Origin of the sequence: Actinospineispora eucalypti, from assembly GCF_039543365.1 — a bacterium.
GTDB lineage: Bacteria > Actinomycetota > Actinomycetes > Mycobacteriales > Pseudonocardiaceae > Pseudonocardia > Pseudonocardia eucalypti.
This window is the reverse complement of record NZ_BAABJP010000039.1, coordinates 246629-269136: the sequence shown is the minus strand read 5'-3', so window position 1 is coordinate 269136 and position 22508 is coordinate 246629. Positions and strand designations below refer to the sequence as shown.

24 protein-coding genes and 1 pseudogene are annotated in these 22508 nt (G+C 71.7%); 16 read left to right on the top strand and 9 right to left on the bottom strand.

Going from position 1 to position 22508, the window contains the following annotated elements; genetic code table 11:
• Window positions 1-84: 84 nt before the first annotated feature.
• From ABEB12_RS31025 to ABEB12_RS30985, 9 genes and pseudogenes are all read left to right on the top strand, one after another.
• Window positions 85-609 (top strand): winged helix-turn-helix transcriptional regulator, encoded by a 525-nt coding sequence (locus ABEB12_RS31025; RefSeq protein ID WP_185065459.1) that lies wholly within the window; start codon window positions 85-87, stop codon window positions 607-609.
• A gap of 151 nt (window positions 610-760) precedes the next feature.
• Window positions 761-1492, top strand: a complete 732-nt coding sequence (locus tag ABEB12_RS31020; protein WP_185065458.1) for a hypothetical protein — start codon at window positions 761-763, stop codon at window positions 1490-1492.
• Window positions 1384-1653 (top strand): annotated as a pseudogene (locus ABEB12_RS31015) (FAD-dependent oxidoreductase); the annotation flags it as partial. The gene ABEB12_RS31020 and the pseudogene ABEB12_RS31015, both read left to right, overlap by 109 nt.
• Before the next feature lie 188 nt (window positions 1654-1841).
• Entirely contained in the window at window positions 1842-2018 is a 177-nt protein-coding gene (locus tag ABEB12_RS31010; protein WP_345703296.1) for a hypothetical protein, read from the top strand.
• A gap of 13 nt (window positions 2019-2031) precedes the next feature.
• Entirely contained in the window at window positions 2032-2928 is an 897-nt protein-coding gene (sigJ, locus tag ABEB12_RS31005; RefSeq protein WP_345703285.1) for an RNA polymerase sigma factor SigJ, read from the top strand.
• A gap of 74 nt (window positions 2929-3002) precedes the next feature.
• Window positions 3003-3167 (top strand): hypothetical protein, encoded by a 165-nt coding sequence (locus ABEB12_RS31000; protein ID WP_185065457.1) that lies wholly within the window; start codon window positions 3003-3005, stop codon window positions 3165-3167.
• Between the two features lie 102 nt (window positions 3168-3269).
• Window positions 3270-4859 (top strand): hypothetical protein, encoded by a 1590-nt coding sequence (locus ABEB12_RS30995; RefSeq protein WP_185065456.1) that lies wholly within the window; start codon window positions 3270-3272, stop codon window positions 4857-4859.
• Between the two features lie 248 nt (window positions 4860-5107).
• Window positions 5108-6361 carry a DUF222 domain-containing protein gene (locus ABEB12_RS30990; protein WP_185065455.1) on the top strand — a complete coding sequence of 418 codons (1254 nt, stop codon included), beginning with the start codon at window positions 5108-5110 and terminating at the stop codon, window positions 6359-6361.
• 42 nt (window positions 6362-6403) lie between these two features.
• On the top strand, window positions 6404-6802 hold the full coding sequence (locus ABEB12_RS30985) for a cytidine deaminase (protein WP_185065454.1): 399 nt from the start codon (window positions 6404-6406) through the stop codon (window positions 6800-6802).
• On the opposite strand, the gene ABEB12_RS30980 is transcribed toward ABEB12_RS30985, so the two are convergent.
• A complete protein-coding gene (locus ABEB12_RS30980) occupies window positions 6799-7119 on the bottom strand; it encodes a hypothetical protein (protein ID WP_185065453.1) in 321 nt (106 codons plus the stop codon). The two genes, ABEB12_RS30985 and ABEB12_RS30980, sit on opposite strands and share 4 nt — an antisense overlap.
• Before the next feature lie 146 nt (window positions 7120-7265).
• Between ABEB12_RS30980 and ABEB12_RS30975 the strand changes: the two genes are divergently transcribed.
• The 4 genes from ABEB12_RS30975 (at window position 7266) to ABEB12_RS30960 (ending at window position 12835) form a co-directional block, all read left to right on the top strand.
• Entirely contained in the window at window positions 7266-8780 is a 1515-nt protein-coding gene (locus tag ABEB12_RS30975; protein WP_185065452.1) for an AMP-binding protein, read from the top strand.
• A gap of 90 nt (window positions 8781-8870) precedes the next feature.
• Window positions 8871-10028: an MFS transporter gene (locus ABEB12_RS30970; protein WP_345703294.1), complete on the top strand. Its 1158-nt coding sequence runs from the start codon at window positions 8871-8873 to the stop codon at window positions 10026-10028.
• Window positions 10029-10049: 21 nt separating this feature from the next.
• Complete coding sequence (locus ABEB12_RS30965) at window positions 10050-12074, top strand: prolyl oligopeptidase family serine peptidase (protein WP_185065450.1); 2025 nt, start codon at window positions 10050-10052, stop codon at window positions 12072-12074.
• A 185-nt stretch (window positions 12075-12259) separates the two neighbouring features.
• On the top strand, window positions 12260-12835 hold the full coding sequence (locus ABEB12_RS30960; RefSeq protein WP_185065449.1) for a TetR family transcriptional regulator: 576 nt from the start codon (window positions 12260-12262) through the stop codon (window positions 12833-12835).
• On the opposite strand, the gene ABEB12_RS30955 is transcribed toward ABEB12_RS30960, so the two are convergent.
• From ABEB12_RS30955 to ABEB12_RS30935, 5 genes are all read right to left on the bottom strand, one after another.
• A complete protein-coding gene (locus tag ABEB12_RS30955) occupies window positions 12824-13630 on the bottom strand; it encodes a TrmH family RNA methyltransferase (RefSeq protein WP_185065448.1) in 807 nt (268 codons plus the stop codon). The two genes, ABEB12_RS30960 and ABEB12_RS30955, sit on opposite strands and share 12 nt — an antisense overlap.
• 46 nt (window positions 13631-13676) lie before the next feature.
• The gene (locus ABEB12_RS30950; protein ID WP_345703284.1) at window positions 13677-14504 is read right to left on the bottom strand and encodes a MaoC family dehydratase; all 828 of its coding nucleotides are present in this window, start codon (window positions 14502-14504) and stop codon (window positions 13677-13679) included.
• Between the two features lie 167 nt (window positions 14505-14671).
• Window positions 14672-15358 carry a hypothetical protein gene (locus ABEB12_RS30945; RefSeq protein ID WP_185065446.1) on the bottom strand — a complete coding sequence of 229 codons (687 nt, stop codon included), beginning with the start codon at window positions 15356-15358 and terminating at the stop codon, window positions 14672-14674.
• Between the two features lie 526 nt (window positions 15359-15884).
• The gene (locus tag ABEB12_RS30940) at window positions 15885-16706 is read right to left on the bottom strand and encodes a PucR family transcriptional regulator (RefSeq protein ID WP_345703293.1); all 822 of its coding nucleotides are present in this window, start codon (window positions 16704-16706) and stop codon (window positions 15885-15887) included.
• Window positions 16622-17443, bottom strand: a complete 822-nt coding sequence (locus ABEB12_RS30935) for a PucR family transcriptional regulator ligand-binding domain-containing protein (RefSeq protein ID WP_345703283.1) — start codon at window positions 17441-17443, stop codon at window positions 16622-16624. Before ABEB12_RS30935 ends, ABEB12_RS30940 begins: the two co-directional genes overlap by 85 nt.
• Window positions 17444-17546: 103 nt before the next feature.
• Here ABEB12_RS30935 and ABEB12_RS30930 point away from each other — a divergent pair, with 103 nt between their 5' ends.
• Window positions 17547-18995: a sodium:solute symporter family transporter gene (locus ABEB12_RS30930; RefSeq protein ID WP_185065445.1), complete on the top strand. Its 1449-nt coding sequence runs from the start codon at window positions 17547-17549 to the stop codon at window positions 18993-18995.
• A gap of 66 nt (window positions 18996-19061) precedes the next feature.
• Window positions 19062-20030 carry an agmatinase gene (speB, locus tag ABEB12_RS30925; protein ID WP_185065444.1) on the top strand — a complete coding sequence of 323 codons (969 nt, stop codon included), beginning with the start codon at window positions 19062-19064 and terminating at the stop codon, window positions 20028-20030.
• Window positions 20031-20339: 309 nt separating this feature from the next.
• Here the strand turns inward: speB and ABEB12_RS30920 are convergent, their stop codons facing one another.
• Window positions 20340-20675 carry a hypothetical protein gene (locus ABEB12_RS30920; RefSeq protein WP_221498770.1) on the bottom strand — a complete coding sequence of 112 codons (336 nt, stop codon included), beginning with the start codon at window positions 20673-20675 and terminating at the stop codon, window positions 20340-20342.
• A gap of 124 nt (window positions 20676-20799) precedes the next feature.
• On the opposite strand from ABEB12_RS30920, the gene ABEB12_RS30915 reads away from it, so the two are divergent.
• Window positions 20800-21411: a TetR/AcrR family transcriptional regulator gene (locus ABEB12_RS30915; RefSeq protein WP_345703282.1), complete on the top strand. Its 612-nt coding sequence runs from the start codon at window positions 20800-20802 to the stop codon at window positions 21409-21411.
• On the opposite strand, the gene ABEB12_RS30910 is transcribed toward ABEB12_RS30915, so the two are convergent.
• The gene (locus tag ABEB12_RS30910; protein ID WP_185065441.1) at window positions 21401-22060 is read right to left on the bottom strand and encodes a histidine phosphatase family protein; all 660 of its coding nucleotides are present in this window, start codon (window positions 22058-22060) and stop codon (window positions 21401-21403) included. The two genes, ABEB12_RS30915 and ABEB12_RS30910, sit on opposite strands and share 11 nt — an antisense overlap.
• Window positions 22060-22488, bottom strand: a complete 429-nt coding sequence (locus tag ABEB12_RS30905) for an HIT domain-containing protein (protein ID WP_185065440.1) — start codon at window positions 22486-22488, stop codon at window positions 22060-22062. The genes ABEB12_RS30910 and ABEB12_RS30905 overlap by 1 nt, the downstream gene beginning before the upstream one ends.
• Window positions 22489-22508 lie beyond the last annotated feature (20 nt).

The window sequence follows — 22508 nt, the reverse complement described above, 5'->3', positions numbered from 1 at the left end:
CCCCTCTTGGTTCATAAAACGAATCGACCCGACTCTAGCAGTGTAAGTTCGGAAAACGAACCGACTATTGGTAGAATGGGTCACATGGGTGCGTCACGTGACTACGCGGGCCAGGACTGCTCACTGGCCCGGACGCTGGAGCTCGTCGGCGAGCGGTGGAGCCTGCTGATCATCCGGGACGCCTTCTTCGGCGTGCGCCGGTACAACGACTTCCTGGTTCACCTGGATCTCCCCCGCGCGGTGCTGGCCGACCGCCTCGCCCTGCTGGTCGAGCACGGCATCCTCACCAAGCACCGCTACCAGCTCAGCCCGCCGCGCGAGGAGTACCTGCTCACCGACAAGGGCCGCGACCTGTGGCCGGCGGTGTACGCGCTGGCCCAGTGGGGCGAACGGCACACCACCCCGGCCGAGGGCCGCCGCCGGGTGTTCCGGCATGCCGAATGTGGCACCGAGGTGGACCCGACCGGCACCTGCCCGAAATGCGCGCGGCGGATTCCCCCCGAGGACATCGAGCTGCGCGCCGGGCCGGGAATCCGGCGCCCGCGCACCGACCCGATCAGCCGGGCGCTGGAGCAGCCGCACCGCCTTCTGGAGCCGCTCACCAGCTGACCCTTGACACCCGGTGGGACGGTTGCGAAATTAAGTAAGCAATCACTATCTGTCCCGTCCAGCGTCGCCGGGGGTCGTGATGAACAACCCGTGTCACCCGCACGCGCCTAACTGGGCGCGTGCTCAGGCAGCGCCTTCGGCGCTGATCCAGTTGCTCTGCGTTTGGGCCGGCCCGGTCTTCCTGGTCGTCTACGGGGCGTTCTTCTGGCCGGTCGCCGGTTTCCTCCCGCCCTCCCCGCCGTCCTGGACGGCCGCGCAGACCGCCGCGTTCTACGCCGAGCACACCACTGCGATCCGGGTCGGCCAGATCGGCGCGCTGATCGCATCCGTGCTGCTCATCCCGTTCTGGGCGGTGATCTCGGGCCAGATCGCCCGGATCGAGCGGGCGCACCGGGGCCGGCCGCCGGTGCTGGCGCTGGCGCAGTTCGGCGGGGCGATCCTGCTCCAGGTGTTCTTCGTGCTCTGCGGCATGTTCTGGATCATCGCCACGTTCCGCCCCGAGCTGGACCCGGCCGCCGTCCGGCTGCTGCACGACGCGGGCTGGCTGATGTTCGTGATGGTCTTCCCCGGTTACGTACTGCAGATGTGCTGCGTCGGGATCGCCGCGCTGAGCGACGACGGCCCCCGGCCGGTCTGGCCGCGCTGGGCGGGTTACCTGAGCTTCTGGGTGGGCGCCGGCGGCGCGGGCGGCGGCATCGCGGTGTTCTTCAAGAGCGGCCCGTTCGCGTGGAACGGCATCGTCGGCTTCTACCTGCCGGTGCTGCTGTTCGTCGGCTGGGTGATCACCATGGCCGGCCTGATGCACGCCGGCATCAAGCGGCAGGCCGAGGAGGACGGCACCCCTCGGCCGAGCACCGAACGCGAGTCCGCCGGGGTGCGGTAGTACCGCCCGAACACCACGACGCGATCGTCATCGGCGCCGGCCACAACGGGCTGACCTGCGCCGCCTACCTGGCCCGCGCGGGGCACCGCGTGCTGGTCCTGGAGTCCCGGCCGCTGGTCGGCGGTCTGTGCACGACCGAGGAGACGGTGCCGGGTGCCCCCCGGCTTCCGGATGAACACCGCCGCGCTGGACACCGTGTTCACCAACAGCGAGCGCTCGGTGCTGGACGAGCTGGACCTGCGCCGGTACGGGCTGCGCTTCGCGGTGCCGGACCCGTGGGGCTCCCAACGTCCGCACCCCCGACGACTACGCGGAGCGGGCCAGCGGCGGCAGCCTCTACCACGCGGACATGTCCCTGTCCCAGCTCGGACCGTGGCGGCCGGTGCCCTCCCTGGCCGGTTACCGCACTCCCATCGAGCGGCTGTGGCACACCGCGTCCGGCGCCCACCCGGTCGGCGGGCTGACCGGTTGGAGCGGCCGAACCACCGCGCGCACCGTGGCCCGGGCGCTCGCGGCCCGCGCGTAGCAGAATCGCCCCCGTGGACCTGGGGAACCGGACGGATGCGTTCGAGGCGAACCGCTCGCGACTGTTCGGGCTGGCCTACCGGCTGCTCGGCGAGACCGGCGAGGCGGAGGACGTGCTGCAGGACGCCTACCTGCGCTGGAGCGGCAGCCCCGAGCCGCACTCCCCCGCTGCCTGGCTGACCAAGGTGGTCACCAACCTGTGCCTGAACCGGCTGACCTCGGCGCGGGCCCGGCGGGAGCACTACGCCGGCCCCTGGCTGCCCGAGCCGGTGCTCACCGAGGAAGGCGCGCTCGGCCCGCTGGACACGGTGGTGCAGCGCGAGTCGGTGTCCCTGGGCATGCTGATGCTGCTGGAGCGGCTCAGCCCGGCGGAGCGCGCGGTGTTCGTGCTGCGCACCGCGTTCGACCACGGGCACGGCGAGATCGCCGAGATCCTGGACATCAGCGAGGCGAACTCCCGCCAGCTGTACCGCAGGGCGCGCGCCCACCTGGACGAACAGCCCCGGTTCGAGGTGGACCGGGAACGCCAGCGGCAGTTGGTGGACCGCTTCCTGGCCGCCGCGCTGCACGGGGACGTGGCCGGGCTGGCCCGGCTGCTCGCCGACGACGTCACCGCGTGGGCGGACGGCGGCGGCCAGACCCAGGCCGCGCGCCGGCCGATCATCGGTCTCGACAAGGTCGGGCGCTACCTGGCCGCGCTCGGCCACCACCCGGAGGCGGCGGGGATCGAGGTGCGGCCGGCCGAGGTGAACGGCGCCCCGGCGGTCCTGCTGCTCGACCGGGGCCAGCTGCGCGGGGTGGTCGTGCCGGCGTTCGTCGACGGGCGCATCGCGGCGGTGCACACCGTGGTCAACCCGGAAAAGCTGGCGTTCGCCGCGAAACAACGCGGCACGGCGGTGTACCCCGGCTGACTTTGATCAGCAACGTGCCCGGCCGAGTGATGACGGCCGTCCCCCGCCGGGTGTAGACACAACAGGTGGAAGGTTTGGGGCTGATTGGCCTGGTAGCGGGCCTCTGGGTGGCGCTGCCCACCGAGCGCCTGGTGGACGGCCGGCGGGACCGCACGCTGATCGTGCTCGGCTGGTTGCTGGCCGCCGCTTCGCTGGTCCTGATCATCACCGGGGTGATCACCCCGTCCTTACCCAACTAGTCGGTTCGAACGGCGTGGCACCCTATCAATTTGCTGTGCGACCGCTGACAGATTCCTAAGTTTGGCCACCTCAGCGGCGGTTTGGTGCCAAAGTGGAAATCGATGACCCAGACGCTCGTGCCCCCCGCCACCCCGCCGATCGGGCCGGTCCAACCGACCGAGCCGACCGGCCCGGCGGGGCGCGCACCGCGGCAGGCCGCCCGGACCGCGCTGATCGTGTTCGGCGCGGTGCTGGCCAGCGCGGTGGCCGGGGCGCTGGCCGGCGGGTTCAGCGCGGTGGCCGCGTACGGCTTCGTCGGCCTCGTGTTCGCGTTGCTGCTGTTCACCGTGGCCGCGGTGACGCCGGTGTTCGCCACCTACGCCTACCTGTGCACCCTGCCGTTGATCGCCGGCATCGACCGGGACACCCTGCTCCCGCTGGTCCGGCCGAACGAGGCGCTGCTGGTGCTGCTGATGGCGGGCGCGTGCTTCGGCGCCTACCTGCGGCTGGTCGCCGGCGAGCGCATCCGGCCCCGGTTCCTGCCGGCGGTCGACGTGCCGCTGGCGGTGTTCCTGCTCCTGGCCACGGTGTGGCCGCTGGCCTCGGTGACCCTGCGCGGCCGCATGCCGGACGTCGACGAGCTGGCCGCCGTGCTTCCCATGATCAAGCTGGTCGGCATCTACTTCCTGGTCCGCTACACGGTCACCAATGAGCGGCGCGCGCTGGTCACCGTCCGGTGCATCGTCTGGCCGGGCGCGGCGGTGGCGCTCATCGCGGTGCTGCAGACGCTGAAGTTCCAGCCGGTGCTCCTGCTGCTCCAGGCGTTCTGGAACGGCGGCGGCGCGGACTCCACCGACCAGCTCAGCGAGCGCGGCAGCGCCACCCTCGGCTCACCGATCGCCGCCGGCGACGTGATCATCATCAGCCTGATCCTGGTGCTGTGCTGCGGCGCCCGCGGCCTGCTGAACGGCAAGGAACGACTGGGCCTGGCCCTGGTGCTCGGCGCCGGCACGCTCGCCTCCGGGCAGTACTCCACCTGGATCGCGGCGGCGGTGGCCGCCGTGCTGCTGGCCCGCCGGTTCCCCGAGCTGCGCCGGCAGGCCCGCCGGTTCGCCCCGCTCGCCGGGGTGGCGGTGGTGGTCGGGGCGCCCGCGCTGATCGGGCGGCTGTCCAGCTTCGGGGTGGAGGGTCTGCCGGTGCCGGAGAGCTGGCTGGGCCGCTACGACAACCTCACCAATCTCTACCTGCCCCACTTCAACTGGATCACCACGCTGATCGGGGTGTCACCGAACACCGTGCTGCAGGCGCCGGAGACCTGGCGCTCGGTGGTCTACCTGGAATCCGGCATCCTGTACTTCCTGTGGATCGGCGGGATCCCCCTGCTGGCCGCGTTCATCTGGCTGTCCGTGCGGGTGCTGCGCACGATCCGGCCGGCGCTGTGGCTGCCCGGCCCGCTGGGCGCCTGCATCTCCTGTCTGGACGTGGTGTGGCGCTTCCTCCTCATCCTCACCGTGATCGACCCGCACCTCCAGCTGCGCGGCACCGGCGACCTGATCTTCACGCTGCTCGGCGTGACGGCCACCGGCCTGCTGGCCAGGGAGGACTCCCGCCGCGCAACGCCGCGCCCGCCATTTGCCCGGCTGCCCCCGCGCGACCTGACCGGCCTGATCCCGGCGCAGCGCAAGCCGGTCAGCCGGCCGCTCCCCCGCTGAGTCTGGGTTCTCGGTTGGTTCGGCGCCGCAACGCGGCGCCGGGCCGTTCGGATGTCTCCGACATCCGACGGATCGAAAACCTCCCTCGCCTTTTTGATTCTCTTTGGACCGGACCACAGCGGGGAAACCCGCGCTGAAAGCCGGTGCCCCGGGTCCTGTCATGCGTTGCCGGCCGGGTACCGCACACGACGCACACCTCCATCCTCAATCATTTTGCCCCCAAGCGCAATCTACGATAACATGAACGCATGTTCGAGTCATGCGTGGAAGAAGCGGCCGCCGCGGTGGCCGCCCTCCGCGCGTACCTCGCCACCGCCGATGGCGCCACCAAGATCGAAGGACTCAAAGCCGTCGAACGGCTAATACGGGACCTGACCCACCTGAAACTGTCAGAGATCGCCGATCTGGACCGCTTGGGAGAGTTCGACCAACGCTGCGTCACCACCCGCGCCGCGATCGCCGACCTACTCGGCTACCACCCACAACGCGCCCGACGCATGGTCGCGATCGCCCGCGCCGTGTTCCCCACCACCCTGGACGGGCAACCCGTCGAACCGGCCATGCCCGCCACCGCCGCCGCGCTGGGTGCGCTGACCATCGACCAGCCGCACGCCGACGTCATCGAGAACCTGCTCAACTCCCCCACCGGACGGCGATTGGACCCCGGGGTGTGGGGCGGCGCGGAGAAACAACTCGCCGAGTGGGCAACCACGTGTCGGCCCGACGAACTACGCCACCTCGGCACCCAACTACTGAACACCCTCGACCAGGACGGCCCCGAACCCGAGGACGAGAAACCACAACTCAACGAGCTGTACCTGCACCGCTGCCGCGACGGCCACGGCGGCCGGATCACAGGCCAGCTCGACACCCCGACCTTCACCGCCCTGTCCTTGGCGTTGGAAGGCCACCGCACCAGCGGCAACGACGACGAGGACAAGTCCCTGCCCGAACGCGACGCCGATGCCCTCGGCGCCCTATGTGTCCAGGCACTCAACCAGGCAGACCTACCTGTTCAAGGTGGGGAACGACCCCACCTGACCGTGATCGTGCAGGAAAAAGACCTGCGGGAACGGGTCCGCGGAGCAACCCTCGGACTCGGCTGGGCCACCGCCGCGCACATCCGGCAACTCGCCTGCGACTGCAAAGTCCTACCCGTCGTCCTCGACGGCGACAGCACGGTCGTGGATGTGGGGCGGATCCGCCGCACCGTGGCTCACTACCAACGCCGCGCCATCGCCGCCCGCGACCGAGGTTGCGCCTGGCGGGGTTGCAACAAAAACCCTCGCCATTGCGAGGTGCACCACATCATTCCCTGGGCCCACGGTGGCCGCACCGACCTGAGCAACCTCGTGATGCTCTGCTGGGCCCACCACCGGATGATCCACCACGCCGGATGGGAGATCCGCATCCACAACGGATGGCCGGAATTCATCCCCCCGAAATGGATAGACGCCAGCCAGACACCACGCCGAAAACCCCGAATAGCGATCACCGCATAAACAGGATCGGACCTACGGATCAGGCATGGTAAAGATTACGCGGTGACGCCTGCCGAGATCATCGAGACCGCTGCGGCTTGCCTGAACCCGACCGAGCAGGACGACCGGGCCTCCGGGGGCGTGGCCGCCGCGATCATCACGCGTAGTGGCGACGTGTTCCTCGGCGTCTGCATCGACACGCCATGCGGCATGGGGTTCTGCGCCGAGCATGCGGCCGTCGCGGCGATGGTCACCGCGCGGCAGTTCCAGATCGCTCAGGTGGTCGCGGTGACGCGCGATGACCGAACGAACCACCTGATGGTCCTGCCGCCCTGCGGGCGCTGCCGCGAGTTCATGTATCAGATCGACCGCCGGAACCTCGGTGCCGAGGTCGTCCTCGCACCGGACCAGGTGACCACCTTGGACGAGCTGCTTCCGGCCAGGGAGGCTCAACCGGCCTAGTCCCGGCGGCGGTTGCGGAAGTTGGGCGCGGTGTCCGGTGGCGGTTCCGGCGGCAGGAACACGCCGAGGTCGATCGGCGGATGGCGCAGCTTCTGGCTCGGGGAAACCCGCCGCTTCGGGACGCGGCCGGTGTACTCCCGGCCCAGCTTGATCTCCTCGATGATGAAGTTCACGATCCCGAACACCGCCATCACACCGAGCAGCGTGAACAGCAACGCGAAGAACAGGGACAGCCGGCCGCCCGAGAGTTGGTAGCCGAAGAAGGTGGACTCGTCCGACTTTCCCTCCTCGAGGCCGAGGAGGGTCCGGGCATGCATCAGCAACAGGACAGCCGCGATGAGCGGTGAGCTCCGGATGCACCAGCCCCACACGTAACCAACGATGCCCGATCGAACGGCGACCCGCCAGATCTTGTGTGAGACTTCCGCCAGGTTGTCGATCGGGGCGAAGGAGCTGCCGTCATATGACCGATGTCATGATCCACTGCGGTGACCGTTCCCGGAGCCGGGACGAGGCTCTGGACCGCGCGGCGCGGGTCGCCGCCGGGCTGGGCAAGCTGGGCGTGCAACCCGGCGACCGGGTGGCGATCGTACTGCGCAACGACATCGAGTTCGTCGAGCTCAGCCTGGCCGCGTCGCTGGCCGGCGCGATCCCGGTGCCGGTGAACTGGCACTGGAAGGGCCGCGAGCTCGGCTACCTGCTCAGCGACAGCGGCGCCAAGGCCGCCTTCGTGCACCGCGACCTCGCCCCGGTGGTCACCGACGCCCTGGAGCAGCCGATTCCGCTGGTGGAGGTGGTGCCCAGCGAAGCACTGCGCGCCGCGTACCGGCTGCCCGACGAGCTGCCCGCCGTGGGCGACCTGGAGCTGGAGAGCTGGCTGGCCGGGATCACCGAACGGGTCGAGGCGCCCCCGACCCCGCCGCTGTCGGTCATCTACACCTCCGGCACCACCGGCGCACCCAAGGGGATCCTGCGCCAGCCGATGAGCCCGCAACAGTCCGGGCCGGCCATCGAGCGGATCTTCCGCGCGTTCGGCATCCAGCCGGGCATGCACACCATGGTGCCGGCGCCGATGTACCACTCCGCGCCCAACGCGCACGCGCTGTTCGCCATGGCCGCCGGGCTGGAGCTGACCATCATGCCCCGCTTCGAGCCGCGCGCGTTCCTGGAGACCGTGGCCCGTAACAAGATCGACCACACGCAGATGGTGCCCACCATGTTCGTCCGGCTGCTGCAGCTGTCCGACGAGGAGAAACAAGCCGCCGACGTGTCCTCGCTGCGGTCGGTGGTGCACGCCGCCGCACCCTGCCCGCCCGATGTCAAGCGGCAGATGATCGACTGGTGGGGGCCGATCATCGTGGAGTACTACGGCGGCTCGGAGACCGGCGTGGTGGTCTTCTGCGACAGCGAGGAGTGGCTGGCCCACCCCGGCACGGTGGGCCGGGCGCTGCCCGGATGCGACGTGAAGATCCTGCTTCCGGACGGCTCCGAGGCGCCGACCGGAACCTTCGGCGAGATCTACCTGAGCCCCGGTCCCACCTGGCCGGACTTCACCTACATCGGCAACGACGAGAAGCGGCGCCGGATGGAGCGGGACGGCTACCTGACCATCGGCGACGGCGGCCACCTCGACGAGGACGGCTTCCTCTACCTCAGCGACCGGATCAACGACATGGTCATCTCCGGCGGGGTGAACATCTATCCGGCGGAGATCGAGCAGTTCATGATCACCCTGCCGGGAGTGCGGGACGTCGCGGTGTTCGGCATCCCCGACCCCGAGTTCGGCGAGGTCCTCGCCGCCCACGTGGACACCGACCCGGCGAGCAGCCTCACCGAGGACGATCTGCGCGAGCAGGTGCGGCAGAACCTGGCCGGCTACAAGGTCCCCAAGGTGGTGGTGATCGACCGCAACCTGCCCCGGGAGGAGTCTGGCAAGCTGTACAAACGGCGCATCCGCGCCACCTACTGGGCGAACTGATCCCGCCGGGTGTCATCGGCGCCACACTCGTGAGCATCGCTAACGGATTAGTCTGAGCCGGGCAGCGATTTCCCGGAGGCGAGCACGGACATCGGCACCGAACGACCGACCCCTCTCCGGCGGCTGCGCATCGCCGCCGTCTACGCCGGCGCGGCGCTCGGGCCATTGGGCGGCGGCGTCGTCTCACCGATGCTGCCGCAGATCGGCCAGTCGCTGCACACCTCCACCGGCGGCGCGGCGCTGTCCCTGACCGTCTACATGCTCCCGTTCGCCCTGGTGCAGCTGGTCTCCGGCACATTGGGCGAGCGGTGGGGCCGGCGGCGCACGGTGCTCGTGGCCTACGGCGTCTACCTGGTGGCGTCGCTCGCCGCCGCCCTCTCCCCCAACCTCGGGGTGTTCCTGACCATGCGCGGGGTGCTCGGCGTGGCGAACGCCTTCACCTCGCCGCTGCTGCTCGCCGGGCTGGTGGACATGGTCCCCCGGCACCGGCTGAGCCGGTCGGTCGGCCTTTTCGCCAGCTGCCAGGCCGCCGGCCAGTCGTTCGCGCCGCTGGTCGGCGGGTTCGCGGCGGTCAGCTCCTGGCGCTGGTCGTTCGTCGCGGTGGCGCTGGTGGCCGGACTGCTGGCGCTGGCCCCACCACCGGGCGAGGCCCGGCCGGGTGCCGAGGCACCCCGCTGGGGCGCGCTGCTCAGCCGCCGGCTGGCCCTGCTCGCGGCGGCCGGTTTCGCCTCCTACCTCGGCGCCGCCTCGCTGCCGTTCCTGGTCGCGCTGTACGCCCAGGAGCACCTGCACGCCCGGGCGGACGCGGCCGGGCTGGCGCTGCTCGGGTTCGGGGTGGCCGGCATGGCGACGGGCGCGGCCTGGGGCCTGGTGGTGGACCGCAACGGCGCACGCTGGTGCGGCGCGGCCGCCGCACTGATCACCGCCGGCTGCGTCGCGGCGGTCGGCACCACCGGCTCGATGCCGGCGCTGGCGCTGTGCTGGACCGCCGCCGGCGCGGCGGCCGCGCTGCTCAACGTCGCCCTGCAGAGCCTCACCGCGTCCGCGGTGCCGAGCAACCGGGGCGGCGCGCTGTCCGTGGTGTTCGCGTTCCGCTTCGGCGGCGCGGCGCTGGCGCCCCTGATCCTGCTGCCGTTCTACCACGTGCACGCCGTGCTGGCGTTCGCGGTCGCGGCGTCCACGCTGTTCATCGCGGTGGTCGCACTGATCGCGCTGCCCGGCGACCGACCCGATCCGCACACCCCCTGACCCATGCCATAAGAAGGGGCGGTGACCCAGACCCCGTTCCACCGTCTCGAAGACTTTCTCCGACTGCCCCGCCTGGGCGGGCTGCGCCTCTCCCCGGACGGCACCCGGCTGGTCACCGCCGTCGCCACGCCGGACCCGGAGGGCACGCGGTTCGTCAGTGCGCTGTGGGAGATCGACCCGAACGGCGAGCGGCCGGCCCGCCGGCTGACCAGGGGCACCGCCGGTGAGCGCGCACCGGCGTTCACCCCGGACGGGGACCTGCTGTTCACCGCCGCCCGGCCCGACCCGGAGGACAAGGCCGGGGACGAGGAGCCGCCGCCGGCATTGTGGCTGCTACCCCGGGAAGGCGGCGAGGCGCGGCTCGCCGGCCGGCGGCCGGGTGCGCTGTCCGGGACCTCGGTGGCCGCCAGGTCGGGGACGGTTCTGGTCAGCGCGATGACGCTGCCGGGCGCCGGCACCGCCGAGGAGGACGAGCGGCTGCGCGCGGCCCGCCGGGAGAAGAAGATCACCGCGATCCTGCACTCGGGCTACCCGGTGCGGTTCTGGGACCACGACCTCGGCCCGGACCACCCCCGGCTGCTGGTGGCCGCTCCCAGCGGCGAAGCGCGGCTGGACTGGCGGGACCTGACCCCCGCGCCGGGCTCCGCGCTCACCGAGACCTCGGCGGAGATCAGCCCGGACGGACACACCGTGGTCACCGGCTGGCGGGTGGCCGAGCCGAACGGCGGCGGCCGGGCCTCCGTGGTGGCCCTCGACGTGCCGGCGGACGACGCGGATCCGGTCCGGCGGGTGCTGCTGGACGACCCGGGGTACGAGTTCTTCCGCGCCCGGATCAGCCCGGACAGCACCACGGTGGCCGCGCTGCGCGAACGCCGCACCACGCCGACCAGCCCGCCGCGCACCGATCTGGTGCTGGTGCCGCTGGCCGGCGGGGCGGTGCGCGAGCTGACCGCCCCGTGGGACCGCTGGCCGGCCGACCTGTGCTGGACGCCGGACTCGGCGGCGCTGATCGTGACCGCCGACCAGGACGGCCGGGCACCGGTGTTCCGGGTCGACGCCGGCGACGGCACGATCACCCGGCTGACCGCCGACGACGCCGCCTACGCCGAACCGTGCGTGTCGCCGGACGGGCGGTGGGTCTACGCGCTGCGCGTGGCGGTGGACGCCCCGGCCGAGCCGGTCCGGCTGGACGCACACGCCGCCGACCAGCGGCCGACCCCGCTGCCCGGCCCGGCGGAGCGGCCGGCGCTGCCCGGCACGCTCACCGAGGTGCGCACCGAGGCGGCGGACGGCACACCGCTGCGCGCGTGGTTGGTGCTGCCCGACGGTGAGGAGCCCGCGCCGCTGCTGCTGTGGATCCACGGAGGCCCGCTGACCAGCTGGAACAGCTGGCACTGGCGGTGGAACCCCTGGCTGATGGCGGCCCGGGGCTACGCCGTGCTGCTGCCCGATCCCGCGTTGTCCACCGGCTACGGCGAGGAGTTCATCGCGCGGGGCTGGGGCGCCTGGGGCGGCCCGCCGTACACGGACCTGATGGCGCTGACCGACGCGGCGATCGCGCTGCCGGAGGTGGACGGCGAGCGCACCGCCGCGATGGGCGGCTCGTTCGGCGGCTACATGGCCAACTGGATCGCCGGGCACACCGACCGGTTCGACGCGATCGTCACGCACGCCAGCCTGTGGGCGCTGGACCAGTTCGGCCGCACCACCGACTCGGCCAACTACTGGCTGACCGAGATGACCGAGGCGATGGCCGAGGCGAACAGCCCCCACCGGCACGCCGACCGGATCAGCACCCCGATGCTGGTCATCCACGGGGACCGGGACTACCGCGTGCCGATCGGCGAGGCGCTACGGCTGTGGTGGGACCTGCAGGAGCGGCAGGCCGACCCGGCCACCCAGCCGCACCGCTTCCTCTACTTCCCGGACGAGAACCACTGGGTGCTAAGCCCCGGCCACGCGGCCCTCTGGTACGAGACGGTCCTCGCGTTCCTGGCCCACCACGTACTGGGGAAGGAGCTCGAGGTGCCGGAGGCCCTGCGTTGACCCCTTCGCGGCGGGCCGGGGCGGCACCGGCGCCCCGTGCCGGATCGCGTTCCCCGCGTTCACGCCGTAGGCCATGTCACGCATCAACTGGACGAGACCACGCATCTCGAACCTCCTATACTGATCTGTGAACTTCACAAGCCAGTGTAGGTACACAGATCTGTAAACTCAAGGGGAGTTTCCGCATGTCCGAGGAGATCCAGCTCACCCCCAGGGCGCGGCGCATCCTGGAGGTGGCGTCCAAGCTGTTCTACGAGCGGGGCATTCACGCCGTCGGGGTGGACACCATCGCGGCCGAGTCCGGGGTGACCAAGCGGACCCTCTACGACCGGTTCGGCTCGAAGGACAACCTGGTGGTGGCCTACCTGGCGGCCCGTGACCGGCGCTGGCGGGAGCTGATCGAGGCCCGGCTGGCCGAGGCGACCGACCCGGTCGCCCGGGTGCTGGTGCCGTTCGACGTGCTGCCGGAGTGGCTCGAGCCGTCCTACCGGGGCTGCAGCTTCGTGAACGCGTTCGCCGAGCTGCCGGAGTACGACCACCCCGGCCGGCAGCTGATCGTGGACGAGAAGACCTGGCTGCGCGACCTGTTCCACCGGCTCTCGGCGGAGGCCGGGGTCGCGCAACCCGAGGCCCTGGCCGTGGCGTTGACCAGCCTGCACGAGGGCGCGATCGTCTGCTACTCCATCGTCGGCGCCACCGACGCCGCCGCCCAGAGCCGCACCGCGGCGGACACCCTGCTGCGCACGGCGCTACTCGGCTGACGACCGCTGGCGGACCGCCTCGTAGAGCAGGATGGCGGCCGAGGTGGCCACGTTCAGCGAGTCCACCCGGCCGTGCATGGGGATCAGCGCGCGCTGATCGGCGGCGGCCAGCCAGGCCTCGGACAGCCCGCGCTTCTCCGCACCCACCGCGATGGCCAGCGGCCCGCGCAGGTCCAGCCGGGTGTACGGGTCGCTGGCCTCCGGGGTGGCCGCCAGCACCGCGATGCCCCGCGAAGCCAGCCAGGCCAGCACCTCGTCGGTGTCCGCGGTGACCACCGGCACGGTGTAGACGGCGCCCTTGCTGGCCCGCACCACGTTGGGGTTGGCCCAGTCGGTGCCCGGGTCGGTGGCGATCACCGCCGCCACGCCGGCCGCGTCGGCGGTGCGCAGCATGGCGCCCAGGTTGCCCGGCTTCTCCACGCCCTCACAGACCAGGATCAGCGGGTCGGGTCCGGGGCGCAGCGCGGCCAGGTCGGTGCGCACCGAGGGCAGCACGGCCAGCCACCCGTCCGGGGACTGCCGGTAGGCCACCTTCTCGAACACCGGGGGCGGCACGGTCACCAGCTCGGCCAGGTCGAAAGACGGGTACCCGCGCAGCGCGTCCAGCTCCCCGGGCCGGGCCAGCTCGGGGCAGTGGTAGACGGCGACCGGCGCGACGCCGGCGGAGAGCGCGAGGCCCAGCTCCTCGAAGCCCTCCACCAGCGTCTCGGCCCGTTCCTCCCGGTGCCGCCGGCGGCGCAGCCGGACCAGGGCCTTGATCCGGGGGTTGGTCGGACTGGTTATGTCGTGCGGCACCGGCCGATTCTCCCGGCCGGCCGAACCCGGCGACTCACCAGGGCGATCAGTCGGTGTACTCCAGCACCCCGTCGTCCAGCACCACCCGGCGGTTCGCGCCGTCCGGCCCGGCGGCCTCGGTGCGGAACACCGCGGTGCCGTCGCCGTTGGTCCACGCCGAGGTGGTCAGGGTCTCCCCGGGGAACACCGGCGAGGAGAACCGGGCGGTCATCGAGGTGAACCGGGCCGGGTCGCCGCCGCACACCTCGTGCAGCAGGGCGCGGCCGGCGAACCCGTAGGTGCACAGCCCGTGCAGGATCGGCTTGGGGAAGCCGGCCTTCTCGGTGGCGAACCACGGGTCGCTGTGCAGCGGGTTGCGGTCCCCGGACAGCCGGTAGGTCAGCGCCTGGTCCTCCCGGGTGGTCTCCGAACGGGTCACGTCCGCGTCCCGCTCCGGGTAGACCGGCCGCTCCGGGGACTTGCCGGGCTGCCCGCCGAACCCGCCGCTGCCCCGGATCACCAGGGTGGAGGAGGTCTCCGCGACCACCTCCCCGCTGGCCGGGTCGACGCCCTTGGCGGTGATGGTGATGATCGCGTTCTTGCCCTCGCCCTTGTCCTGGATGTCGGCGACCTCGCTGGTCACCGCCAGCTCGCCGGCCGGGGGCAGCGGGCGGTGCAGCCGGATGCTCTGCGAGCCGTGCACCAGGCGGCCCCAGTTCACGTCGCCGACCTTGCCGATGGCGCCCAGGCTGCCGCAGGCGATCACCGCGTAGGTGGGCAGCACCTGCTGGTCGACGCCGTGCGAGTTCTCGGTGGTGAACGCCAGCTCGTCCAGGCCGGCCCCGACGCCGACCGCGTAGAGCAACGTGTCCCGATCGACCCACTTCTGGGTCACCGGGCCCGACGTCGCGCCCACACTGTTCGGATTGATCCCCACCTGGTCCTCCCGGTTAACGCTGTTATCTCGTCGTGTACCGACACTTTGGCACACGACGATCGATTCGGCGCGCGATCCCCCGCACGCGCCTCACGGGGCGCGCGCTCAGCCGGCGCCTTCGGCGCCTACCGGTTGAAGGAGATGTGCACGTGGTCGAAGTGGTTCGCGGTCACCGAGCCGCGGTCGGCCATCGACTGCCACCCGGAGCCGTAGTTGATCCGCTGACGCCAGATCACGTACTTGATCTTGAGTTCGCCGCGGTAGCGCAATGCGTAGTCGGCCAGCTGGTCGCCGGCGCTCCGGCCGACCATGAAGTCCAGCGCCAGCCCCAGCGGGTGCTCCGAGGCGTTGGAACGCTTGCCGAGGCCACCCACGGTGTCCACGTCGAAGATGCAGCGCAGCCAGACGCCGGCGTCGCCGACGAACGACTTCACGCCGGCCAGGCCGGCGTTGTTCGGGGCGCACTTGGTGCCGCGCACGCTGGGTTTGTCGGCGACCGCCCGGGCCGCCGCCTCCGCCTCGCGCAGCTGGGTCTGGCGGGCCAGCTCGGCCGTCTCGGCCAGCTTGGCCGCCTTCACCAGGGAGTCGACGTCCGCCTGCGCGGGCACGTCGGCCGGCGCCACCGGCTCGAACACGCCCTTGCCGGCGGGCAGCTCGAAGGCCGCCGGGACGGGTGCGGCCGTTTCGGTCGCGATGGGCTCGACGAACTCCAACGCACCGGAAAATTCCGGCAACGCGGGTGCGTCGGCCTCGCTGACGTGCGAGAACGCGGCCTGACCAAGGACAACGATGGCGCCACCAGCCGCGAGCATGCCGCGCTGTGAGGCGAGCGTTGAGGCTGAGCCGTCGGCTCGGTGGGCCGCACCTGCCCCCGCCGCCGAGGCCATCCGAGCACTCGACGACGGGAGCTTCCAGTGCGCACCACGGCCTCGTGGGGAGCGATGCCGTGCCACGTACCTTCCTTTCGGATTAACGGCCGTCGGGACTGCCGGTTCGGGGGATCCGGCGGACGTCGGGGGGCGTTGCGTCCTTGTCCCATTTGTGATCTAGCCGTCATGAATCCGTGAACGAAATTATCGGACGGGTGAAGCAACTAAAACAAAAAGTAACGCACGGTCAGCTTTCCGGACGCTGCCGTGCGACGAATGGCTCGGACGTGGTTCGCGGGTCACGGAAAGCCACCGCCCGGCGCAGCAACCGTCCTTGCCGCCGCCACGCTTGGCCTAATCCCCTTCGCCCGACGGTCGGCCCGCCGCCCGCCGATGTGACGAAAACCGGTTGACCTCAAGTTAAGTTGAGTTCCTAACCTCGCCCGCATGACCGACGCCCGGCTCGGACTCAGCGCAGCCAACCCAGGGCGAACCACAGCTGCATCCGGGTCTCCGGGTCGTCCAGGTCCCGGTCCAGCGCCCTTGCCACCTGGCCGATCCGGTGCCGCACGCTGTTGCGGTGCACGCCCAGGTCGGCGGCCGTGCGATCCCAGCCGCCGTGGTTCGCCAGCCACGCGCGCAGCGTCTCCAGCAGCGACCGCCCCCGGTTCAGCTCCAGCACCGGGCCGAGCAGCCGCTCGGCGAACGCCGCCGACGCATCCGGCGAGACCACCGAGGCCAGGCCGGAGGAGTCCGCCCGCAGCGGCCGGCGCAGCGCGACCGCCCTGGCCCGCAATACGTCCAGCTCCGCCATCGCCGCCGGCAGCCGCTCGGCGGATACCGGGCTGCCGGCCGCGACCAGCCACCCGTGGTCCGACAGCCCCTCCCCCCACCCGGCCGGACTGGCGGCGCCGCTGGCGACGGGTGGCCCGCTGGCCTCCTCGGCGTCCGCGCTGACGATGGCCACGAATCCCGGCTCCTCGGTCACCCGGATCAGCGGGGTGCGCAGCCGGGCCCGCAACCAGTGGTACCCGGCCTCCACCTGGCCGGGCGCCCGCCGGCCCGGCGACCGGGGCACCCCGACCAACAGTCGGTAGGGACCGGCGCCGAGCAGCGCGGCTAGCGCCTCCACCCGCCCGCCGGTGTCCAGCAGCAAGTCGGTGACCACCGAGCCGAAGCCGGCCACGTCGGCGCTCACCTCCCCGATCAGCCCGAGCAGCGCCGCGCCCACCGCGAAGATCGCCCGGTCGGTGCCGCCGAACCGGCCCGGCCGCCCGGCCACCAGCAGCATCGACGAGGTGGCCTGCGGATATACCGGCTGCACCACCACGAAGGTGCCGTCGGCCAGCTCGGTGCTCGCCCCCCGCACCCCGCTGCCCCGGCGCAACCGGCCGACCAGCTCGCCGACCGGACGGGCAGCGGCGCCGGGGCGCGGTGCCCGGCCAGCGGCTCGGCCCCGGCCGGGTGGCCCTCGCCCAGCAGGCAGACCCAGCCGGAGAGCCGGTTCGCCAGGTCCGCCACCAGCTCGTCCAGGCCCTGGGTGGCCGCCCGGGTCAGCGCCTCCCTGGCCGAGGCGACCCGGCGGGCCTCTCGCTGGCTGACCTCGCCCAGCGCCACCGCGACCACCCGGGCCACCGCCAGGAACGGCACGCTCGCCGGCACCACCAGCAGCGGCAGCCCGTGGCGGGCGCAGGCCAGGCGCAACGAGTCCGGCAGCTCGAGACTGAACGGCGGGGTGATGCCGAAGCCGAGCGCGGTCACCCCGGCGGCCTGGAGACGCCGCACGTAGGCGTCGACCTCGGCCCGGTCGTCGGGCAGGTTCATGCCCGAGGTGAGCATCAGCTCCTCGCCGAGCAGGTAGGGCGCCGGATCGAGCAGCTCGCAGACCGAGGCCCAGCGCACCGGCCGGTCCAGCGCGCCCGGGCGCAGCGTCTCCGGGACCACCCGGGCATGCAGCTCACCGGCGTGCACCACCACCCGCAGCGGCACGGTGACCAGGTCGTCGATCGGCTCGAGAGAGTTGGTCATTTCGACCAGACGATACTGCGATTTGGGCCGGAACGTCCCATTCGCTCCAATGCATGGGTAGCCGTAACGTGATCTCACCCAGCCGCCCGGAGGAAGAGGCAACGTGGTCGCTGACTACGCGGTGATCGCCCTGTACATCGCCGGCATGATCGGCATCGGCTGGTTAAGCGTCCGGCTGGCCCGCACCAAGAGCGACTACCTGGTCGCCGGCCGCCGGCTCGGCTGGTTCATGTACTCCGGCACCATGTCCGCCGTCGTGCTCGGCGGGGCGTCCACCGTGGGCGGGGTGAAGCTGGGCTACACGCACGGAATCTCCGGCGCCTGGCTGGTGGTGTCCATCGGCCTGGGCATCCTGGCGCTGCACGCGCTGTTCGCCCGGCGGCTGGTCAAGCTGCGGGTGTACACCGTCGGCGAGATGCTGGACCTGCGCTACGGCGGCTCCACCGCGACCGTGTCCGGGGTGGTGATGTGGGTGTACACGCTGATGCTCACGGTCACCTCGACGCTGGCCTTCGCCAGCATCTTCAAGGTGCTGCTCGGCGTGCCGGACTGGGTCGGCATCCTGATCGGCGGGTCGATCGTGGTGCTCTACTCGACGCTCGGCGGCATGTGGTCGATCACCCTCACCGACATCGCCCAGTTCGTCATCAAGACCATCGGGATCCTGTTCATCCTGCTCCCGGTGGCCATCAGCGCCGCCGGTGGCTTCGACGGCATGCGGGCGCGGCTGGAGCCGGACTTCTTCGACGTCACCGGCATCGGCGGCGCGACCATCGTGGCCTACCTGGTCACCTACGCCTTCGGCCTGCTGATCGGCCAGGACATCTGGCAGCGGGTGTTCACCGCGCGCACCCCGGGGGTGGCCACCACCGGCGGCATCATCTCCGGCGTCTACTGCCTGGCCTACGGCGTGGCCGGGGCGCTCATCGGCGCCGCCACCAAGGCCCTGTACCCCGACCTGGCCAGCGCGCAGGACGCGTTCGCCACCGTGGTGAACAACCAACTGCCGGCCGGGGTGCGCGGGCTGGTGCTGGCCGCCGCGCTGTCCGCGCTGATGTCCACCTCCAGCGGCGCACTGATCGCCTGCGCCACGGTGAGCACCTCCGACCTGCTCAGCGGCTGGCGCCGCCGGCCCGGCGTGCTGGCCTCCGAGGTCGCCTTCAACCGGATCAGCACGCTGGTCCTGGGCGTGCTGGCGATCGGCATCGCCATGATCGTCACCGACGTGGTCGCCGCGCTCACCGTGGCGTACAACGTGCTGGTCGGCGGGTTGCTGGTGGCCATCGTCGGCGCGTTGTTCTGGCCCCGGGGCACCCGTCAGGGCGCGATGGCCTCGATGGTCGCCGGCTCGCTGGTGGCGATCGGCTCGATGATCCTCTACGGCCTGGACGCCAACGAGCCCATCTTCTTCGGCCTCGGCGCGGGCCTGGTGGTCTACCTGGCCGTCAGCCTGGCCACCCGGCCCACCTCGCCCGAGGTTCTCGACGCGTGGTCCCGGCGGCTGGCCGGTGAACAGGGCGCCGAGAGCGACGACCCGGTACCTACCGCCTGAAGCGCCGAAGGCGCTACCGAGCGTGCGCCCAGTCAGGCGCACGCGGGAGACAAGGAGCAGTCACCGATGCCCGAGAAGTCCCCCGTCGGCCCGGTCAACTCGCTGGAGGTGCCCCGGTTCGCCGGCTTCGCCACGTTCGCCCGGCTGCCCCGCACCGACCAGGTGGAGCGCGCCGACGTGGCGGTGCTCGGCGCGCCGTTCGACAGCGGCGTGACCTACCGCCCCGGCGCCCGGTTCGGCCCGGCGGCGCTGCGCGAGGCCAGCCGGTTGCTCCGGCCGTTCCACCCGGCGCTCGGGGTGTCCCCGTTCGAGGCGGTGCAGGTGGCCGACGCGGGCGACGTCGGGCTCAACCCGTTCAACATCGGCGAAGCCATCGAGACGCTGCAGCATCACGCGGAGACGCTCACCGCGCCCGGCACCCGGCTGGTCACCGTGGGCGGCGACCACACCATCGCGCTGCCGCTGCTGCGGGCGGCGGCCAAGCTGCACGGCCCGGTGGCGCTGCTGCACTTCGACGCGCACCTGGACACCTGGGACACCTACTTCGGCGAGCCGTACACGCACGGCACCCCGTTCCGGCGGGCGGTGGAGGAAGGGCTGCTGGACACCAGCGCGCTGTGCCACGTGGGCATCCGGGGACCGCTGTTCAGCTCGCGCGACCTCGACGACGACCACCGGCTCGGCTTCGGCGTGCTGACCTCGGCGGACGTGATGCGCCGGGGCGTCGACGAGACGGTGGACGCGCTGCGCCAGCGGATCGGCGAACGCCCGCTCTACGTGAGCATCGACATCGACGTGCTCGACCCGGCGCACGCCCCCGGCACCGGCACCCCCGAGGCCGGCGGCCTGACCAGCCGCGAGCTCCTGGAGATCCTGCGCGGCCTTTCCGGCACGAAGCTGATCGGCGCCGACGTGGTGGAACTGGCCCCCGCCTACGACCACGCGCAGATCACCGCGATCGCCGCCTCCCACGTGGTCTACGACCTGGTCACCCTCCTGGCCATGCAAACCACCCCCCGCGAGTCGGCGTTCTGAGCACACCGAGTCGGCGTTTTCGGTGCCCAGAGTCGGTACTTTCAGCACACTGAGTCGGCGCTTTCGGCCGCCGGTTCATGATCAGCAGGACATGGGGGCCGTTCTCGGGCCGCCGCGGCGGCCATGGTGCCCTGATGACCATGAAACCGTCCCGGCCCGAGCCGACGTGCCTCAGCGGACGCCATGCTCGTCCGGCTGCGGCCAGCGGGTCCCGGAAGCGCCGACTCGGTGTGCCGGAAGCGTCAACTCAGTGTGCTGAAAACACTGACTCAGGGTGCTGAGAACGCCGACTCGCGGAGGGACAAGGGGTCAGGCTTGGGTGGGAGTCTGGGCGAGCCAGTGGCGGGCGCGGGACCAGAGGGCGTTCCGGTCGCCCCATTCGACGGTCCAGGTGATCGCCCTGACCGTGCCCCGCGTGCGGTAGCGGTCCATCACGCGGACGTGCTCGGGCAGCCCGATGAAGCCGCGCAGCGCCCGCGCCGAACCCCACACCGAGACCGAGCCGGAGCTGCCGGCCAGCGGCAGCGACCAGAGCCACACGCCGACGGCGCCGGGCAGCTCCGGCCAGCGCGCGGCCAGCGACAGCCCGGTCCGGTAGATGCCCGGCAGGTCACGGCGCGCGCCGTCGAACCGGGTCACGCTCACCAGCACATCATCGCCAACTGCCGGCCGCTCAGGACCGGCCACCCATGCGGTTCTCATCATGGCTCACATTATAAGCACGATCGTTCGTACAAGTAATATGGACGGACCGGCGAAGGGAGCGGAAGTGGCCGGGCGCCCGCGCAACGAACAGGCCCGCAGGGACATCCTGCGCACCGCCGCCGACCTGGCCTCGGTGGACGGGCTGGACGGCCTCACCCTCGGCCGGCTGTCCACCACGCTCGGACTCAGCAAGAGCGGCCTGTTCGGCTACTTCGGCTCCAAGGAGGAGCTCCAGCTGGCCACCGTGCGGCGGGCCACCGAGGTGATTCTGGACGAGGTGATCACCCCCGCGCTGCGCATCCCGCCGGGTGTCGAGCGGGTGCGGGCGCTGTGCGCGCGGTGGCTGGACTACTCCAGGACCCGCGTCTTCCCCGGCGGCTGCTTCTTCTTCGCCGTGATGGCCGAGTTCGACGCCCGCCCCGGCCCGCTCCGCGAGGCGCTGGCCGAGGGCAGCCGGGCGTGGACCGGGCTGATCACCAGCAGCATCGCGGAGGCCGTCGAACTGGGCGAGCTGGCCGAGGACACCGACCCGGCGCAGCTGGCCTTCGAGCTGATCGCGTTCATGGAGAACGCCAACTCCGTCTCGCTGCTGCAGGACGACGCCGACGCCTACCGGCGGGCCGAGCGCGCCATCGGGAACCGGCTCGGCGGCCGACGGTCGGTGATCACCGACTGACCGGGCCGTCCGGCACGTCGGGCAAACCGGCCGACTCCGGGTCCAGCAGGTCGATCACGTGCGCGATCTCGTTGATCGTGCGCACCGAACGGCGGCCGTTCCGGGAAACGCTGATCCGGGTGAGTCCGGCGTAGTCCAGCGGGAAGGTCAGCGGGCGGTCCAGCCCGAGCAGCGCGGCCAGGTACACGTTGATCACGCCGGCGTGCGCGAAGCAGGCCACGCTGGCCGTGCCGGGGTGGGCGTCCGCGATCCGCTCCAACGCACCGACCACCCGGGCCTGGAACGCCGGCACGTCCACGTACTCGGGCAGCTGGCCGGCCAGCATCCGCTCCCAGGCGTCCGGCGCCACCTCGGCCATCAGGTGCACCGGGACGTAGTGCCGGTCCCCCGCGTCGTACTCGGCGAGGTCGTCCACCACCTGGGGCTTGATGTCCCGCACCGAGGCCAGCGGCTCGGCGGTCTGCCGGGCGCGGCGCAGCGGGCTGGAGTAGATCGCGTCCACCGGCGTGCCGGTGAGCGCGGTGGCCACCCCGGCGGCCTGCCGGTGGCCCAGCGGGGTCAGCTCGGGATCGGCGGTGGCCCCGGTGCCGTCCCCGTCCGGGCTGCCCGCCCGGTGCGGCAGGCCGTGCCGGATCAGGATCAGCCGCATCAGGCGTCCGGCACGCTCGCGCCGTGGCCGGCGTCGCGCAGCGCGCCGCGCAGCGCCTCGGCGTTGCGGTCCAGCTCGGCCGGGTCGGGGTTGGCCGCCGCGTTGCGGAAGTCGAAGTCGTCCAGCCGCCAGGCCGGGTAGACGTGCAGGTGCAGGTGCGGCACCTCGAACCCGGCGATGATGAACGCCACCCGGGGCGGCTGCCACACCGCCTGCACGCCCTTGGCGACGACATGGCTCACCCGGTTGAGATGCGCCAGCAACTCCGGGTCGGCGTCCACCCAGTGATCCACCTCGGCGCGCGGCACGACCAGCGTGTGCCCCGGCCCGAGTGGGTTGATGGAGAGGAACGCGACGGCGGTCTCGTCCCGCCAGACGAACCTTCCGGGCAGCTCGCCATCGATGATCTTGGTGAACAGCGTCGCCATTCAACAGTCCTTCCGCGCGC